The organism is Synechococcus sp. PCC 6312, assembly GCF_000316685.1.
Classification (GTDB): domain Bacteria; phylum Cyanobacteriota; class Cyanobacteriia; order Thermosynechococcales; family Thermosynechococcaceae; genus Pseudocalidococcus.
Window position 1 is genome coordinate 3,681,546 of record NC_019680.1, and the last position, 15,731, is coordinate 3,697,276.

20 protein-coding genes are annotated in these 15,731 nt (G+C 50.2%); 9 read left to right on the forward strand and 11 right to left on the reverse strand.

Going from position 1 to position 15,731, the window contains the following annotated elements:
- Positions 1-167: 167 nt before the first annotated feature.
- Positions 168-1,661: a C-3',4' desaturase CrtD gene (gene crtD, locus SYN6312_RS17815; RefSeq protein ID WP_015126291.1), complete on the forward strand. Its 1,494-nt coding sequence runs from the start codon at positions 168-170 to the stop codon at positions 1,659-1,661.
- A gap of 7 nt (positions 1,662-1,668) precedes the next feature.
- On the opposite strand, the gene SYN6312_RS17820 is transcribed toward crtD, so the two are convergent.
- Both SYN6312_RS17820 and SYN6312_RS17825 read right to left on the reverse strand, forming a co-directional pair.
- Positions 1,669-2,127 carry a hypothetical protein gene (locus SYN6312_RS17820; RefSeq protein ID WP_015126292.1) on the reverse strand — a complete coding sequence of 153 codons (459 nt, stop codon included), beginning with the start codon at positions 2,125-2,127 and terminating at the stop codon, positions 1,669-1,671.
- Between the two features lie 6 nt (positions 2,128-2,133).
- Positions 2,134-3,702 (reverse strand): helicase C-terminal domain-containing protein, encoded by a 1,569-nt coding sequence (locus SYN6312_RS17825; RefSeq protein WP_041430929.1) that lies wholly within the window; start codon positions 3,700-3,702, stop codon positions 2,134-2,136.
- Between the two features lie 186 nt (positions 3,703-3,888).
- On the opposite strand from SYN6312_RS17825, the gene SYN6312_RS17830 reads away from it, so the two are divergent.
- Positions 3,889-4,545, forward strand: coding sequence for an NAD(P)H-dependent oxidoreductase (locus SYN6312_RS17830; RefSeq protein WP_015126294.1), 657 nt, complete (start codon positions 3,889-3,891; stop codon positions 4,543-4,545).
- 16 nt (positions 4,546-4,561) lie between these two features.
- Here the strand turns inward: SYN6312_RS17830 and SYN6312_RS17835 are convergent, their stop codons facing one another.
- The 4 genes from SYN6312_RS17835 to SYN6312_RS17850 form a co-directional block, all read right to left on the reverse strand.
- Positions 4,562-5,446, reverse strand: coding sequence for a universal stress protein (locus SYN6312_RS17835; RefSeq protein ID WP_015126295.1), 885 nt, complete (start codon positions 5,444-5,446; stop codon positions 4,562-4,564).
- Positions 5,447-5,537: 91 nt separating this feature from the next.
- Positions 5,538-6,104 (reverse strand): shikimate kinase, encoded by a 567-nt coding sequence (locus tag SYN6312_RS17840; protein WP_015126296.1) that lies wholly within the window; start codon positions 6,102-6,104, stop codon positions 5,538-5,540.
- Positions 6,101-6,730, reverse strand: coding sequence for a hypothetical protein (locus SYN6312_RS17845; RefSeq protein ID WP_172636070.1), 630 nt, complete (start codon positions 6,728-6,730; stop codon positions 6,101-6,103). Before SYN6312_RS17845 ends, SYN6312_RS17840 begins: the two co-directional genes overlap by 4 nt.
- A 3-nt stretch (positions 6,731-6,733) precedes the next feature.
- Positions 6,734-7,360, reverse strand: coding sequence for a flavin prenyltransferase UbiX (locus SYN6312_RS17850; protein WP_015126298.1), 627 nt, complete (start codon positions 7,358-7,360; stop codon positions 6,734-6,736).
- Positions 7,361-7,457: 97 nt separating this feature from the next.
- On the opposite strand from SYN6312_RS17850, the gene SYN6312_RS17855 reads away from it, so the two are divergent.
- From SYN6312_RS17855 to SYN6312_RS17885, 7 genes are all read left to right on the forward strand, one after another.
- Complete coding sequence (locus tag SYN6312_RS17855) at positions 7,458-7,874, forward strand: hypothetical protein (protein ID WP_015126299.1); 417 nt, start codon at positions 7,458-7,460, stop codon at positions 7,872-7,874.
- Between the two features lie 107 nt (positions 7,875-7,981).
- On the forward strand, positions 7,982-9,361 hold the full coding sequence (locus SYN6312_RS17860; protein ID WP_015126300.1) for a UDP-glucose/GDP-mannose dehydrogenase family protein: 1,380 nt from the start codon (positions 7,982-7,984) through the stop codon (positions 9,359-9,361).
- A gap of 176 nt (positions 9,362-9,537) precedes the next feature.
- Positions 9,538-10,422, forward strand: coding sequence for a hypothetical protein (locus SYN6312_RS17865; protein ID WP_015126301.1), 885 nt, complete (start codon positions 9,538-9,540; stop codon positions 10,420-10,422).
- Between the two features lie 18 nt (positions 10,423-10,440).
- Positions 10,441-10,779 carry a hypothetical protein gene (locus tag SYN6312_RS17870; protein WP_015126302.1) on the forward strand — a complete coding sequence of 113 codons (339 nt, stop codon included), beginning with the start codon at positions 10,441-10,443 and terminating at the stop codon, positions 10,777-10,779.
- A 3-nt stretch (positions 10,780-10,782) separates the two neighbouring features.
- Positions 10,783-12,318, forward strand: a complete 1,536-nt coding sequence (locus SYN6312_RS17875) for a YcjF family protein (protein WP_015126303.1) — start codon at positions 10,783-10,785, stop codon at positions 12,316-12,318.
- 141 nt (positions 12,319-12,459) lie between these two features.
- Positions 12,460-12,624: a chlorophyll a/b-binding protein gene (locus SYN6312_RS20025; protein ID WP_015126304.1), complete on the forward strand. Its 165-nt coding sequence runs from the start codon at positions 12,460-12,462 to the stop codon at positions 12,622-12,624.
- A 41-nt stretch (positions 12,625-12,665) separates the two neighbouring features.
- A complete protein-coding gene (locus SYN6312_RS17885; RefSeq protein WP_015126305.1) occupies positions 12,666-12,950 on the forward strand; it encodes a hypothetical protein in 285 nt (94 codons plus the stop codon).
- Positions 12,951-13,017: 67 nt separating this feature from the next.
- Here the strand turns inward: SYN6312_RS17885 and SYN6312_RS17890 are convergent, their stop codons facing one another.
- From SYN6312_RS17890 to rpmH, 5 genes are read right to left on the reverse strand one after another with little or no spacing between them, the layout of a single operon-like run.
- Entirely contained in the window at positions 13,018-13,536 is a 519-nt protein-coding gene (locus SYN6312_RS17890; RefSeq protein ID WP_015126306.1) for a R3H domain-containing nucleic acid-binding protein, read from the reverse strand.
- A 38-nt stretch (positions 13,537-13,574) separates the two neighbouring features.
- Positions 13,575-14,753, reverse strand: a complete 1,179-nt coding sequence (yidC, locus tag SYN6312_RS17895; protein WP_015126307.1) for a membrane protein insertase YidC — start codon at positions 14,751-14,753, stop codon at positions 13,575-13,577.
- Positions 14,754-14,811: 58 nt separating this feature from the next.
- The gene (locus tag SYN6312_RS17900; protein WP_015126308.1) at positions 14,812-15,204 is read right to left on the reverse strand and encodes a PH domain-containing protein; all 393 of its coding nucleotides are present in this window, start codon (positions 15,202-15,204) and stop codon (positions 14,812-14,814) included.
- The gene (gene rnpA / locus SYN6312_RS17905) at positions 15,194-15,577 is read right to left on the reverse strand and encodes a ribonuclease P protein component (RefSeq protein ID WP_015126309.1); all 384 of its coding nucleotides are present in this window, start codon (positions 15,575-15,577) and stop codon (positions 15,194-15,196) included. Before rnpA ends, SYN6312_RS17900 begins: the two co-directional genes overlap by 11 nt.
- Positions 15,577-15,714, reverse strand: a complete 138-nt coding sequence (gene rpmH / locus SYN6312_RS19245) for a 50S ribosomal protein L34 (RefSeq protein WP_015126310.1) — start codon at positions 15,712-15,714, stop codon at positions 15,577-15,579. The genes rnpA and rpmH overlap by 1 nt, the downstream gene beginning before the upstream one ends.
- Between the last annotated feature and the right edge of the window lie 17 nt (positions 15,715-15,731).

The following is a 15,731-nucleotide window of genomic DNA, read 5'->3' on the forward strand; positions in this document are numbered from 1 at the left end:
TGTTTTGTCAAACGGAATGATAGAGAAATCAATCAATTTCCAGTTTAGGCGATTTGTTCAAGGGGACAGATAAACGGGCTTTTCTTAGGAAAAATAGCCATTTTCATTTCATTTGACCCGCAAATATTGTTAAGATATGTAAAGAATCTCTCAGAAATACAGACATTATGAGTCAGCGCGTCATTGTGATTGGGGCCGGGATTGGCGGGATTACAGCGGGGGCGTTGTTGGCACGGCGGGGTTTTGATGTTTTGGTATTGGAGCAAGCGGCGGTGATTGGGGGCTGTGCTTCGACGTTTAAGCGGCAGGGGTTTACCTTTGATGTTGGGGCAACTCAGGTGGCGGGCCTGGAACCGGGGGGCATTCATCACCGCATTTTTCAGGATTTAGATTTGCCAATACCCGAAGCAACGGTTTGTGACCCAGCCTGTGCAGTCTATTTACCAGGAGAAAAGCACCCCATCCAGGCCTGGCGAGATCCCGAAAAATGGCAACAGGAGCGACAACGACAATTTCCGGGTAGTGAACCCTTTTGGCAGTGTTTAGCTCGCTTATTTGACATTAGTTGGCGATTTCAGGCCCGGGATCCGGTGCTACCCCCGCGCAATGGTTGGGATCTATCTAAACTGTTGGCAGCCTTACGGCCAGATACCCTCTTAACCATTCCCTTTAGTTTACTAACCGTGGGGGATTTATTAAACCTGTTTGGCCTGGGGCAAGATGACCGATTGCGGCGTTATTTAGATTTACAACTGAAACTCTATTCCCAAGTGGATGCCCGTGAAACCGCCGTGTTATATGCAGCCACAGCCTTAGCCATGTCCCAGGCCCCCTTTGGCTTGTATCACTTGAAGGGCAGTATACAGGTTTTGGCGGATCGGTTAAAGGCAGGCCTGGAAAAATTTGGTGGCCGACTCTTGACCCGACACCGTGTCGAAAATATTCACCTCGAAAATGGCCTGGCCAAGTCGGTCACAACCCGCAACTTAAAAACCGAAGAAACCTTTACAGAAACCGCCGATCATGTTGTCGCCAATGTCACCGTCCAAAACCTGAGCCAACTTTTAGGTGAGCAAGTTCCCGCCAGTTACAAACATCGAATTGAAAAATTACCGCCTGCTTCCGGGGCCTTTGTGATTTATTTAGGGGTTCAAGACGCTGCCGTTCCCCAAGATTGCCCGCCCCATCTCCAGTTTTTGTCCGATAACGATGGCCCCATTGGCGAGAATAATTCCCTTTTTGTTTCCGTCAGCCAGGCCGGGGATGGGCGCGCTCCTGAAGGATATCGGACGATTATTGCTTCCAGTTTTACGGATCCGGTTTTATGGTGGGGCAATGATGTTGATTATCAGGCCCGGAAAGAAGTTTATATCCAAACTGCCCTAGAACATCTTGGCCGATATTTTCACCTCACCCCAGAGACCATTCACCACGTTGAAGCTGCGACCCCCAGAACCTTTGCCCGTTATACAGCCCGCGATTTAGGCATTGTTGGTGGTTTGGGTCAGCGATTGAGTACCTTTGGCCCCTTTGGCCTGGCGACCCGGACTCCCATTTCTCGATTATGGCTGGTGGGTGATTCTGTCCATCCAGGAGAAGGAACGGCGGGGGTGAGTTACGGGGCCTGGACAGTAGTGGAGCAAATTCTGGCAGAACGGTGATGTACTTTTACTGATTCAAACCCAAATCATCCATATTTTGCTGAATCTCTTGGCAGATCGCTTTTAACTTCTGTTGATTTGCGGGGGTAGGCTCAGCCAAGTAAGTTAGGAGCGCAAGATCGCGTCGATCCTGGTATTGCTTTCTCTCAATCTGGCGTTGCTCTCTCTCAGCCTCGCGTTGCTCTCTCTCAATTTCTCGGTGTCGAGCTTGATTTGCCTGGTCTCTTGCTTGATCCTCTCGGTTTCGAGCCAAATTTCCATTGAACCACTTAAGGCCAAGATCAACCAAAGCCACCAAGAGGGTTGCGGCAAAGGCCCATAGGCTCCAGTCTCTAAAGGTTCCGGGGGGGAATTGGGGTGGGAAGTCGGTGGGTTCATAAAACCTTAGAGCTGCTGTGACTGCAATTAAGACTGTTAGGAGTGTATTGGGTAAAATTCCCAAAAACATCAGTAATGACTTTTTCATTATAGTTTAGGGTGCTTCGAGTTTGAGTTCTTCTAACCAAGGCTCTAAAGCATTGACCTGGGAGATTTCCACAGGCTCATAGGGGCTTAAAAGATTAAGAACATCCTGACCATAACTGCGGTGAATAATCCGAGTATCAAACAAGGCAAGGAGTGTTTTTTGATTGCGAATTGGGGCGATAAGTTGGGCCAAGCGAGATAAACACTCTGGCCATAAATATTCTCGAAACCAATCTCGATGCTGTTGTTTATAAAACTCAATCCGAGCCGCGACAGGAGGATTTTCTCGAGAGGGGATCGGCAACGTCACAACCAAAAGGGCTTGGGGAATCGGGAAGGAGCGGCTCTGGGCCACCCAGTACTGCCACCGACAAATCAAAATTCCTCTTTCTGACCGTAGCGGCGCTTCAACCCGCACCTGAGAACCAAAACTGGCAGCTAAATTGGCGGCTATCTGTTCCCGTAAAGGCAAATCATCAACAATCACCACCGCAAACCAGGGATTTTCGGGCCGACTGCTACGGGCTTGAAACTGCCAGAGTAAACCACCCAACTGGGCCTGGAGATAGGGGGCAAATTCCGGTGTATTGGGCAATGGAAATCGCTGCGGCAGATAGAGGGATAGGGTTTCTTGGGCCCGGGCTGGATGAAAGGCCAGATTAATGGCTTCTAGGCCAGTCAGGCCCAAACGCTGCCGCCACAGGGGAGCTTGAGGGTCTAATTCAATTTGCTGTCCTAAGAAAACGAGGGGTTGGCGGGGCCAGAGGGCCTGGAGTTGGTCTTGAATTTTGAGGGGAAACCCTTGGAGGGTGATCTGCCCATAATCGGCATCAGGGTTGGCTAATAGGCAATGATATTGGGGCGTTTTCAGCATCATGAACCATTGTTGCCAGGCCTGGGGAAGGTTCACGGAATATGTGGCTAGTAACCCAGTCAACAGTTGCAAAAGCCGCTCAATTGCCAGGCGGGACAGGCGATAGCAGCCATAGGGATTACGGGGATATTGAAAAACCTCATGAATTAGCTTAATCAACACATCCCGAATTGCTTGCCGGGCCTGGGGAAAGCAGCGAGTGAGTTCTTCCCAATCCGCAGGGGTCAGTTTAACCGTCAAGACAGCTTGGGCCGTAGTTTCAAGCATTTCCAGGCCATCAATCACAGTCGGAAGGGCCGAGGGGATCATTGGAGTCGCGGCTAACATCCCCCTTAACCAGTCGGCCTGGGTGATCAACAGCAAGCCTTGAAAGTTTTTATCTGGCCAGGTTGGTGCAGTCACAACTGGCTTATCAATCGGCAAAAACTCTAAAAGCTGAGGCAATTGTCCGTGGAGGATATATTGCTGGGTTGCGGGACAAGTGACCAGAACTGCGGGGCCGGGCAGTAACAACAGGGGGACTAAATAACTGAGAGTATGGTGGTAATGATAGGTGGCTTGGCCAGAAATTTGCATTAAGGCATCGCGGTGCAAGTGTAAGGTACGGGCTACCAAACGGGCCAAGGTCAAATGATGGGGCCAGTCACTTCCTCCCACCGCCCGTAAATAGGCCCGTAATTGCTGATGCACCAAAACTTCCAACGACCCTCTCCCAACTGTATGAACTCCTCAACTAACCCTATCCCCTTGGCCCTGGCATCCCCTTAAAAAGAATCTCCCAGGCCTGGTGAAAACTGTAGGTCGTTTGTAGATCACCTTCAGTCATTGACCAAATGGCAGGCAAGCGGGTAGCAGTGATATTTTAGGGATGCAGTGTGAGGTTTAACTATGAGCTTACCGACTCCCAGTCCCGAAGTGGTGTTACAACAACTGAATTGGCGCTATGCCACGAAAAAGTTTGATGCAGACAAAAAAATTCCGGCAGATGTCTGGGCTTTACTGGAACAGAGCTTAGTCCTGGCCCCGTCCTCATTTGGCCTACAACCCTGGAAATTTTTTGTGATCGAAAATCCGGAAATCCGGGCCCAACTGGTGGAACACTCCTGGGGACAAAAACAAGTGGTGGATGCCTCCCATTTAGTTGTCCTAGCCATCAGAACCCCCATTGATGCGGATTATGTGGATCACTATCTCGCTCGGATGGCCGAAGTTCAGGGAGTCCCGGTGGAAAATCTGCAAAAATTTGGCGATGTGGTGAAAGGATTTATTGCCAAGCCGCCCTACCCCTTGGATATGGAAGATTGGGCCACCCGGCAGGTCTATATTGCCTTGGCTCAGTTAATGACCGTTGCCGCAATGGTGGGAGTGGACACTTGCCCGATGGAAGGCTTTATTCCCGCCAAATATGATGAGGTGTTGGGACTGGCAGGATTAGGCTATAAATCCGTGGTTGTTTGTCCCCTAGGCTACCGGGCTGCGGATGATAAATATGCCACTTCGCCGAAAGTCCGCTTCCCAGTCTCAGAAGTAGTGGAATATCGGTAAGGAGTTATAGATTGGCTTAACCACGGCCAGAGGGCGGGAAGTAGATGACGGGATACGCGCTCCGGCGCAAAATTTCACCGGCAAAGCTCGGAATGGAAAGCTCCCAGATTTTACCCACCGCTGCCGAGGACAAGCCAATGGCATGAATATCCAACTCATGGGCAACGGCTTCAACTTCTGTGACCGGGGTTCCGACTTTAGTGATGGTTTTGACCCGTAATCCCAGGCCAGCCAATTCTTTTTCAATCTCTGCCAAAATTGTTTCTGCTTCCTTGACCTTTTGATTAGCACTTAAATCCTGTTGACCGGAATTATTAATCACCCAAACTAAGGTGCAGGCCGCGAGGGGATGGGGCGGAGCTTCTTGGGCCAGGGTTTTAATTTGTTGCAGCAGGTGTTGAGCCGAGGGGCTATGATCGTAGGGAATCATGACATGACGTAAGAGGTGCTGACAGCGCAAAGCCAGTTCTTCCGAGGTCATAACCCAAAATAAATGAGGCCGGGCAATCATCACTGGAACTTTGGTACGTTGAATTAAATCAATGGTGGTGCTGCCAAAGATTTTCTCGTCTAGTAAGCTCCGAGCCGGCCGACTCATCAAGACTAAATCTATTTGGTGTTGCTCAATCACTTCTAAAATGACATCCACCGCTCGCCGGGTCTCAATAATGACTTCGGCGGTCAAACCGGGCGGAAATTGGCTTTGATCCACTGTCAAAAGTTCCCGGGCTTTGGTCAATTGTTTTTCCCGCTGGCGGATCCGTTCGAAGTCATCCTCAATGTGGCAGCAGTGGAGAAAAATCACCTTTTCCAGGCCATTGACCGCTAATTGAGGAATAAAATTCACCAGTCGCGGCAAGCCATCCGCTAAGTTGGTTGGGATTAAAATGCGCTTGAACATGGCTTTAGAGGTGCTCTCGAACTGTGCTTAGTTTGCAGCTTACCATAGAGTTTCCAGGCCCCACCCCCGTTTTACTAGCCCCTAAATGATCTTAAATATCATCCCGGAGAATTTTTGGTAAAGCGGTCAAAATGGCCTGGCTCACCTGATGAGGGCGCAGATCATCCGCAATAGTTAAGGTTAAGTCGGCCTGGGCATAGAACTCATTGCGGGCCTGGGCAAGGGTGGTCAGTTTCTCGGCTAAGGCGGCATGAGCAAGGAGGGGACGAGTGGTATCTCCAGCCAAACGATTGACCAAGTTGGGGATCGATACCTTGAGCCAAATGACCAGGCCATGATGCAGATAACTCCAATTCATCGGCTCTAGAATAATTCCGCCCCCCGTCGCCACCACGAGATGATGATAGCAGGAGACTTCCGCCAGAACTTGGGTTTCTAGTTGACGAAAGGTTGCTTCCCCGGCCTGGGCAAAAATTTCACTCACAGACTGGCCGGCCACCTGTTCAATCAAGCGATCTGTATCCATAAACCGATAGCCCAAGGCAGCAGCAAGTTCTTGGCCAGTGGTCGTTTTACCGGATCCCATCATCCCAATTAAATAGAGATTCGTCCCATTGAGGCGATGGGGGAGAGTTGAACATTGCGGATCAGAAATCATCCTTCTTCCTCTAACCAGTCACCCCAGTCGTCATGATCCCTAACCCCATCATCGGAACCGGAGGAATGGTAGGGGGGTGTTAAAACGCGAAACTCAGCATCTACCACATCTGGGCGGACATTTGGGCGGGGGCGACGGGGTTTGCGGGCTGGCCTGGGGGAAGATGGCTCGGCCGGAATCGCCTCTGATTCGGGGACTTCTACCTCGGGAATTTTGACCGGGGGGGATTCTGGAGTGGGGTAACTCTCTTGGGGGCGAGGGAGCTGATCCTCTAGAGGGGTGACATTCCGGGCCTCTGTCCAGCGTTCTCGTCGGGATGAGGCAGTCGGCTCCGTAAACCAATCCTCAATTTCTGGCTCGGGTGCAGGTGCAGGAGGCGGGGGGGTTCGTTCTCGGCGGGGCGGTTCCGCAGTCTTAACAACCCTATTTTGCCCAATTGACCACAGAAGTGTAATGACCATCCCCACCAACAAGCCTAAACCCAGGCCCGCCAAGATTAACAGTCCAAAGGGGTAAGCAGGAGTCCGCCAAAATAAAAAGACGATGGGGAATGAAACCTGCCAATTCTGCCAAATCAACAAGGCCAGGCCAACTAGAACAACTAATAGAAAAATCCGCCGCACCAACTATTACTCCTCAGATGAAATTGGCCCCTGCCAACGCTTGAGGGGAACACAGTCAACCTGGAGTTGATCAAGGGCGCGGGCCACGACAAAATCGACCAAATCTAAGATGGTTTGCGGTTGATGATACCAGGCCGGAATCGCTGGAACAACGCGGGCCCCCGCTTCGGCCAATTGAGTCAGATTTCGCAGGTGAATCAAACTCCAAGGGGTTTCCCGCGGCACAAGGATTAATCTCCCCCCCTCCTTCAATTGGACATCGGCCGCCCGCTCAAGGAGATCACTGCTCAATCCCGCCGCTAATTTCCCCACGGTGGCCATACTACAGGGAATCACCACCATCCCCAATGTCCGATAGGAGCCACTGGCAATGCTCGCCCCTAAATTCGTGGCTGAATGACAAATTAAGGTTCCCCCCGCTTCTTGGGTTTGTGACCGCCAAAACTCAGCTTGTTGATCGGGTTGAGAAGGCATCATAATTCCCAACTCTGCCCGCCAGACTTGATAAGCCCCCTTAGAAGCGACCAAATCCACTGGATACTTGGCTTGGAGTAAAAATTTCACGGCCCGCACTGCATAAATTAGCCCTGATGCACCGGAAACACCAATAACAATGGGACGTTTTACTATCACAGCTAATCCAAACCAGAACCGGTGGCCCCAACAGCCACGTTTACTATTGTAGGCGGGGCCTGGATTATCCTAAGTTGTAGTTGTTGCGAGACGGGTCATGAATTCAATTCCGACTGCCCATAATTCTGAACTGGAGAACCCAGGCCCGTCTTTATCGCCCGTCAACGATTGGCTGGATGTGGACTTACTGAACCAGCTTTTAGGGCCTGAGTCCTTAGAACCAGAAGTGGAGTCCCTCTTTTCCGAATTATTACCCTTAACCTTAACCGAGGTCAGGCCTGTTTTTCTATCTCCGCCCACTCATGTGCAGCCTACCCCCTCAGATCTTTGCCTAACCCATATCGCTACGACAAAAGCCTTGATTTATCACCTCCAGGCCGTGGTGGCTGAATTTGTTCCTGCTAGCCCTGGCATATCTCCCCACCCGTTAACTTACCTCACAGATCAACTCCTAAATTCCGTGGAAGCGACTCAATTAGCTCTCGGAGCCTGGCTTGAGAATCCACAGCCCTAAAACCCTTTTCTAGTGAATCAATAAAATAAAAACTGCCTCAAGTGGCGCAATTTCCGGTACATTTTGAGAATTGATTCGGCACATTTTTTAGCAGTAGGAGCGTAATCATGCGAGTCTGTGTGATTGGAACAGGGTATGTAGGCTTAGTCACCGGTGCCTGTCTAGCGCACATTGGCCATGACGTGATTTGCATTGATAACAACGCCGAGAAAGTTAAAATCCTCCAGGCCGGGCAATCCCCCATTTATGAACCGGGACTCACGGAAATTCTCCGGGACGCGATCCAGGCCCAAAAGATTCAGTTCTCCAGTGACTTAGAGGCGGGCATTGAGCATGGGGAAATTTTATTTATCGCGGTGGGGACTCCAGCTTTACCGACTGGGGAAACCGATACCCGGTATATCGAAGCGGTGGCTCGGGGGATTGGCGAAAATCTCAAGGCGGGCTATAAGGTCGTGGTCAATAAATCCACTGTCCCAATTGGTTCTGGAGATTGGGTTAGGATGTTGATCCTCGATGGGATTAACGAAAAGCGGCCCGAACTCGTAGATCAAAGCGGGGCGATTAAAGATGAGAGCCTCTTATCCTTTGATGTCATCAGTAACCCGGAATTTTTACGGGAAGGTTCTGCTGTCTTTGATACCTTTAACCCGGATCGGATTGTCCTAGGGGGCAGTAGTCAGCGGGCATTTGGCCTAATGAAGGAGCTATACACACCGATTGTGGAGCGGAAATATGCTGAAAATCAAAACTTGCCCCCGGTGCCCGTGCTAGTGACGGATCTCAGTTCCGCCGAAATGATTAAATATGCCGCCAATGCTTTTCTAGCAACCAAAATTAGTTTTATCAATGAAGTGGCTAATATCTGTGATCGGGTCGGGGCTGATGTGGTCCAGGTGGCTCAGGGGATTGGATTGGATTCGCGGATTGGCTCAAAATTCCTCCAGGCCGGCCTGGGTTGGGGGGGATCTTGCTTCCCGAAAGATGTTTCTGCCCTTGTCCATACAGCCGATGACTATAAATATGAAGCGGAGTTACTCAAGTCTGTGGTGGCAGTCAATAAACGGCAGCGTTATATTGTCGTTGAAAAACTCCAGCAAGTCCTGAAAATTCTCAAGGGCAAGACCATTGGCCTGTTGGGCCTCACCTTTAAGCCCGATACCGATGACTTGCGCGATGCCCCGGCGTTGAACCTGATTGAGGAATTAAACCGACTGGGGGCCAAAGTTAAAGCCTATGATCCCCTGGTATCTCAATCAGGATTACGGTCTGGGCTATCGAATGTGATTGTGGAAACGGATCCTCTCCAACTAGCCGATGGGTGTGATGCCCTCGTCCTGGTCACAGACTGGCAGCAATTTCTGGAGTTGGATTACAGCAAAATTGCCGAGAACATGGCCAACCCCGTGATTGTGGATGGCCGCAACTTTTTAGACCGCCAGGCCCTCGAACGCTTAGGATTCCGCTATGTGGGCGTGGGCCACTAGATTACCGTTATTCATTTTGACTTGGATCAGTAAATTCACCCCCTAACCCTGCTTTGATCGGCCTGGTATAGTTGTCTTAAGACCTTGGTAGTCGTGATTTACTAGGCTATGTTTCCTAGCCTCACACTTCTCCTTCACTGCTGCTCATGCAATTTATCAGAATCAGGGGATGACCTATGCTGCATATTCTTTCTGATCAAGCCCAATCCTTCCTCACTACCTATTTTTTTGTCGGAATTGGCTTAACGGGAGTCTCCTTCTTTAGTGGTTGGTTCAAAAAGAGTTATGACGGGCCCCTCAAACAGGCCTGGGGCATTGCCGAGCGGCTCAAAACCGAGAAACAGTCCTTAGAAGCCAAAGTGGCCCAAATTCGCCAAGAGTACCAATACCAGGCCCGGCAAATTGAACAATACAAAGCCCAGGCCGAAGCCTATGCCGCCCAAATCAAAACCCTGGAAACTCGCTATCTCAATCTAGAAACAAGATATGAACATCTAGCAGCGGACTATCACACGATCCAAGAAAACTATGCCGCCAGCCAAAGCCATTGCCAAAATCTGGAATTTGATCTCCGAGATTTGAGTGCCAAACTAGAAAATGCTGACTATGACAACGAACAATTGCGCCAGGCCTATCAAGCCCAAGAACAGGAATTAGTTGCCCAAACAACGGCTCACCAGCAACTTCAAGAGAGTTATCGCCTCTTGGAAGCCGAACAAGTCACCCTCAATGCCCAATGGCAAAGCACCAAAATCGAGTACGAAGCCTTGCAAGCCAACTACCAAGAACTCCAGGAGACCATTACTGAAATTCAAGGCATCTACCAGCAAACTCGGATTGAAATCACCGACCTAGAGAAACGGGTGACAAAAATTTTGGCCGATAACGATCAACTTTTGGCGGATAACCTGTGGCGGGAAGAACGGTTACGCAAGCTCCGCTTCTGGGAATGGCTGATGGGGGGGTGTAATAACTATGTACCGCGCTCTAAATCATTGTTAACCTTTTATGTCGGAATGCCGCTCCAGGCCTGGTGGTCGAATCTTGTTAATCTGGCCTAGGCTCGTGAAGTTATCCCAATGAAACCGGCAACACGGCTTTGGCTTTATCTGTCTTTGATCCCAGTTTTTGGCGTGATCCCGGCCATTTGGATCATCAGGCAACGTCAGGTCAATCCCGATCAGCGCAAAATTAGCCGATTAACCATCCTTTTAGCCTTGGCCTGGGTGGTGGGTTATGGAACGTTAAATTTAGGAGCCGGAGCCGCTGAAATGGGGCCAGAAACTAGCTTCTTACTTCTCAATAGTCTCTGGACATCGGGATATTTTTTGACGTTGTTTTGGTTGATGACTCGCCTCAGCCGGAATCAGTCCTTGAGTTTGCCATTTTTCAGTTATTTCGCCAAGTATTTACCCTAACCCATGTCCCGTTCACTGCTGTTGATTCTTGGCCTGGGGATTGTTTTAGGATTAATGCTCTGGTTAGTGGCGGCCCTCCATGGCCTGTATGTTCAAATTGCCTTTTCCAGCCCCCTCCTGGCCAATATCCTCCTGGTTGTCCTAATCCTGGTTTTCTTGGCCCTCCTCTATGCCCTAATTCACTACCTTGGCCTCGTTCGTCAAACAAAAGCCCGGAAACCCCGCCCCCAGGCCCCGGTAGAAAAAACGGAAGCCGCAGTTGAAACCCTCGAAGCCCTGCAAAAACAACTGAACCAAGTTGAAGATGAAGTTGCCCGCCTTGCCCTCCAAGCCAAAGCCCGGGAATTGGAACATAGTTTTAGTCGTCAACATATCCGCTTAGTTGTCTTTGGCACAGGTTCGGCGGGCAAAACCTCATTGGTGAATGCAATTGTCGGTAAAATTGTCGGTGAAGTCAGTGCCCCAATGGGAACAACCACCATGGGAGCCACCTATTGCCTCCAGTTGCGGGGGATTGACCAAGATATTTGGATTACCGACACCCCAGGCATCTTGGAAGCGGGGATTGCTGGCACAGAACGGGAGCAACAGGCCCGTCAACTGGCCACGGAAGCTGATTTACTCCTGTTTGTCTTAGATAACGACCTGCGGCAATCGGAATATCTCCCCTTAGTCAGCCTAGTGGAAATGGGCAAACGCTCGCTGGTGGTTTTGAACAAAATTGATCGGATGACCTCAGCCGATCGGGATTTAATCCTGGCCCAACTCCGCCACCGTCTGCAAGGTATTATTGCCGCACCCGATGTCGTAGCCATTGCCGCCGCCCCTCAGCCAATCATTCTGGACAATGGCAATACCGTTATCCCAGATCCGGATATTTTGCCTGTCTTAAAACGGATTGCCGCAATTCTCCGGGCCGAGGGACAGGATCTCGTTGCGGATAATATCCTCCTCCAATCCCAACGTCTGGGGGAAGAAGCCCGCCGCCTGATTGACCGCCAACGGAAACGCCAGGCCGATAAAATTGTCGAACGCTATCAGTGGATTGGGGCTGGAGTCATTTGTGTTACGCCAATTCCAGTCGTGGATCTACTCGCGGCTGCCGCTGTCAATGCCCAAATGGTAGTGGAAATTGGGCGCGTTTATGGGTGTGATCTTAATGCAGCCCGGGGCCGGGAATTAGCCCTCTCGTTGGGGCGCACCTTAGCCAGTTTGGGGATTGTGAAAGGGGCCATGGACTTAGTGGCGACTGCTTTACAACTGAGTGTCGGGGGCATTGTCGTTGGGCGGGCGATCCAGAGTATTGGGGCCGCCTATTTAACCCGCATTGCTGGGAAAAGTTTTATTGAATATTTCCGCCAAGATCAAGATTGGGGCGATGGGGGCATGAGTGAGGTCGTCCAGCAACAATTCCAACTGAATCGCCGCGATGAATTTATCCAGGCCTTTATCCAGGAAGCGATTACCAAACTGCCGGATACCATCGGGCGGGCCATTAACCGTAACTCACCAGCAAAACTTGACAAGGAAACTCCATAATTGAAGCGATTGAACTCGTATTAGCTTTTCCCCAGAATGCCCTAGTCTTAGGCTCTTAATCGGGAATCAAGCTAGAATGGGGGCAATCCAAGGAGCTACCTTGGCCAAACTCTTATTCTTTAGGACGTTAAAAATCTCTGTATGACAGAACCAACCCGGACTCCCAACGTAGAAACTCCCAAGTTTGGCTTTAACAGTTTTGCCGAACGCTTAAATGGCCGGGCCGCAATGGTTGGAGTAGTGGCCGTCTTGTTAGTGGAATATTTTACAGGTCAAGGGCTTCTTTCTTGGTTAGGCTTGTTCTAAACTGATTGGCACGATCCCTATTACTTTCTAACCTAAGCATCATGATTTGGCCCCGTTTTCTCCGTACTGCCTACCGTAAAGAACCAATCTCTGCCTTTATAGTCATTGTTGGGTCTGTGGATACAGCCATTGGCGGCCTGGGTGGCTATGGAGGCTTGGTGTTTGTGGGGCTTTTAGCCGTTAGTTCAGCCCTGGCCTGGCGGTGGTTAACCTGGCAACGTTGGCAGCGAAATCATCCCCCAGAAAAGGTGGCTGCCTATGCCTTACCCCCCCAATCGGCTCGGGCTTTACCCATGCTGTCAATGTCAAAAAACCAGCGACCTTAGGGACAGTTTGGCAAGCTTGGCCTGGGAGAGATTAGATTTTTAATTGCTTTAGCCAGGCCAAGAGTGATTACACGTCCAATTCGGCAGTATCTGGGGAATTGGCCTGTAAAGAAACCACTAAGTGACGATTCGGTTCTTCCCCTTGGCTTTGGGTATTCAGTTCGGGGTATTCCTGTAAAAGGGTGTGAATAATCCGCCGCTCAACTGCGGGCAAGGCTGGAAACTGATAAGCTTGCCCTGTTTCTTTCACTTTTTCAGCGACAGACTCAGACAATTTGACGAGTTCCTGATAGCGTTGGGCTCGGAAATCCCCTAATTCCAACGTAAAGATCAAATGCTCATCTTTCGGTAAGCCCAAATTTAAGGTGGCATTCAAAAGATATTGGAAAGAGTTGAGTAAGTTGGCCTGGACACCTAAAAGCTGACTCCGCTGCTCTGGGGTTAGACTCTCGGCCTGAATTTTTAACCAGCAGCCATTTAACTGACTCACGGGTGGCTCAATCACGGAAATTACAGCCGGAAAACCAGATTTAGTTAGGGCCTGCTCTAGCCATTGGCATCCCTGTTCAATTTTCGGATCGCTCATAGTTAACTCAAGACAATGGATTCAATCTAAGGGAGTGACTAGCTACTAGTTTTCCGTTTGGCTTTACCGGCCTCAAAGGGCAGAGCATCTCGATTTTTGACAGCTTCTGCTTTTTCCTTTTCATCCAGGAGTTTTTGCAGGTTTTCCGGTAAGGGTTCTCGCTGCAAGATGAAGGTTTGGACTGTCTGGAAAATATTAGCAATCAACATATAAAGCAAAACTCCAGCCGGGAGGGGGAAAAAGAGAAACATCCCTGAAAAAAGAATTGGAGTCAGTTGATTGACTTGATTTTGCTGGGGATTACTAGTTGCACCTTGGCCAGATAGGAGTTGGTTAACGTACAAGCTAATCCCAAAGGCGGAGATCATGAACAAAATATCCCAGTGAATCCCGTCCCAATTGATCGTTTTGCTACCATCAGGGGCCGTCATAAAGAGTTCATTATCTAAGGCCCCAACCCGGCCCAGAGCGTCAATGAATAGAAAGCCTTTTTGGGACGCAATGCCGGGGACGATTCCTTCAAGGGTGACATCACCAGGCTGGAGGGCAACGAGATGGCCGTTTTCATCCAGATTGACCCGTTCTTGTCCCCGAGTGACCTGCCAGTGGGGTTGAATATCTGTGTCTGGGTAGTTTCCCAGGATGCCCCCTAAGGGCTTGCCTTCCGTAGTTTGAAAGGCTAAATCAATCGTTTCCCCGACCGTGAGCTTAGTGCCTACAGGTAAAACCGCTTGAATCGGGTAGTGAGTTCCTTCGGCCACATAGATGTTTTGAGATTTACTGGCATAGGGTTGAACCTGCACAGCTTGGTCGGCTGGAACAATTTGTAAATTAACTGGGTATTTTACATCAGCAAAGGGCGATCCCCGCAGGGTAGCAAAGAGGGCAAAGAGAATGGGCAACTGGAGGAGTAAGGGAAAGCAGCCGGCTAAGGGGTTACCAAACTCTTTGTAAACCTCTGACATGGCCTGTTGTTGCTTGGCCGGGTCACTCTTGTATCGCTCTTGAATGTCCTTAACACGCTCTTGCATGAGGGGCTGGACAATTTTCATCCGCCGCATACTGCGAATCGAGCCAGCACTGAGGGGGTAAACCGCAAACCGAATCACTAAGGTTAACGCCACAATCGCCAGGCCATAGCTCGGCACAATCCCGTAGAAAAAATCCAGGATCGGCAGCATGACATTACTGGAAAGAAACCCAATACCAAAATCCATGAACTTAAATGAATCCCTAGCGCAAGAACAGCAATCTTATAGCAATCTGAACCCTATCTTAGCGGCCGAGGGCCCCACTGACACCCTGGGCCTGGGGGGTTAACCGTTCCGAGATAAAGGCATAAACATCACGAAACCCAGGCACAGCCCGCATTTCTAGGCGATTTCCATCTTTGAGAGTTACGACCATATCCCCATAGGCTCCCCAGCCCCGCGGCACGGTCACAACCTTGGCTACTTCGCTGTACACAATATCCGAGCGATCACGCCCTAACCAGCCACCAATGATGGTAATGCGGCGGTCTGTAATGCGATAGCGCACCCACAAGGCCCGAACAATTGCCCCAACGGTTAACGGTAAACAGATCACTGTAAAACCTAAAAAGATATTGATGAGTAAATCCCCCCAGTGGGGGCCACCTTCATAATAAATGTCTTCTTTAATGCCCATGTAAGATACCTGCTTGTGCCAGTAACTGCTCTAATTCTGGCAGATATTGATTGGCTTGGAGATCTAATACTGCCCGCCGGGCTACTAAAATCACATCCCAGCCCGGTTCGATCTCCTTTAATAATTCCCAGCAGGCCTGGCGCATACGGCGTTTGACCCAATTACGTCTGATGGCCAAATTACTAACTTTTTTACCGACCACCAGGCCAATCCGGGTTGCAAAGAATGAAGGGTTTGACGGAGCCTGGCCTGGTTCTAGGGTTGCGCGAGGGAGTAACCAAGCGACAAAATATGGGCCGTGCCAGCTTTTGCCCTCTTTATAAATGTGGTTAAAGTCATGCCGAGATCGCAGCCGATGGGGGCTTGGGAGCATTACACAGCTAAGCGGGCCCGACCTTTACGCCGCCGTGCTTTAAGCACCTGTTGGCCCGTGTGTGTCCGCATCCTAGCCCGAAAGCCGGATGTCCGTTTACGTTTGCGAACCGTTCCACCCAAAGTACGTTTAGTCATAGCCGTATAATCTTCTT

Coding starts and splice junctions, on each gene's coding strand:
- crtD (WP_015126291.1), top strand. CDS start 168: ATGAGTCAGCGCGTCATTGTGATTGGGGCCGGGATTGGCGGGATTACA.
- SYN6312_RS17820 (WP_015126292.1), bottom strand. CDS start 2,127: ATGAAAAAGTCATTACTGATGTTTTTGGGAATTTTACCCAATACACTC.
- SYN6312_RS17830 (WP_015126294.1), top strand. CDS start 3,889: ATGAGCTTACCGACTCCCAGTCCCGAAGTGGTGTTACAACAACTGAAT.
- SYN6312_RS17835 (WP_015126295.1), bottom strand. CDS start 5,446: ATGTTCAAGCGCATTTTAATCCCAACCAACTTAGCGGATGGCTTGCCG.
- SYN6312_RS17840 (WP_015126296.1), bottom strand. CDS start 6,104: ATGATTTCTGATCCGCAATGTTCAACTCTCCCCCATCGCCTCAATGGG.
- SYN6312_RS17855 (WP_015126299.1), top strand. CDS start 7,458: ATGAATTCAATTCCGACTGCCCATAATTCTGAACTGGAGAACCCAGGC.
- SYN6312_RS17860 (WP_015126300.1), top strand. CDS start 7,982: ATGCGAGTCTGTGTGATTGGAACAGGGTATGTAGGCTTAGTCACCGGT.
- SYN6312_RS17865 (WP_015126301.1), top strand. CDS start 9,538: ATGCTGCATATTCTTTCTGATCAAGCCCAATCCTTCCTCACTACCTAT.
- SYN6312_RS17870 (WP_015126302.1), top strand. CDS start 10,441: ATGAAACCGGCAACACGGCTTTGGCTTTATCTGTCTTTGATCCCAGTT.
- SYN6312_RS17875 (WP_015126303.1), top strand. CDS start 10,783: ATGTCCCGTTCACTGCTGTTGATTCTTGGCCTGGGGATTGTTTTAGGA.
- SYN6312_RS20025 (WP_015126304.1), top strand. CDS start 12,460: ATGACAGAACCAACCCGGACTCCCAACGTAGAAACTCCCAAGTTTGGC.
- SYN6312_RS17885 (WP_015126305.1), top strand. CDS start 12,666: ATGATTTGGCCCCGTTTTCTCCGTACTGCCTACCGTAAAGAACCAATC.
- SYN6312_RS17890 (WP_015126306.1), bottom strand. CDS start 13,536: ATGAGCGATCCGAAAATTGAACAGGGATGCCAATGGCTAGAGCAGGCC.
- yidC (WP_015126307.1), bottom strand. CDS start 14,753: ATGGATTTTGGTATTGGGTTTCTTTCCAGTAATGTCATGCTGCCGATC.
- SYN6312_RS17900 (WP_015126308.1), bottom strand. CDS start 15,204: ATGGGCATTAAAGAAGACATTTATTATGAAGGTGGCCCCCACTGGGGG.
- rnpA (WP_015126309.1), bottom strand. CDS start 15,577: ATGCTCCCAAGCCCCCATCGGCTGCGATCTCGGCATGACTTTAACCAC.
- rpmH (WP_015126310.1), bottom strand. CDS start 15,714: ATGACTAAACGTACTTTGGGTGGAACGGTTCGCAAACGTAAACGGACA.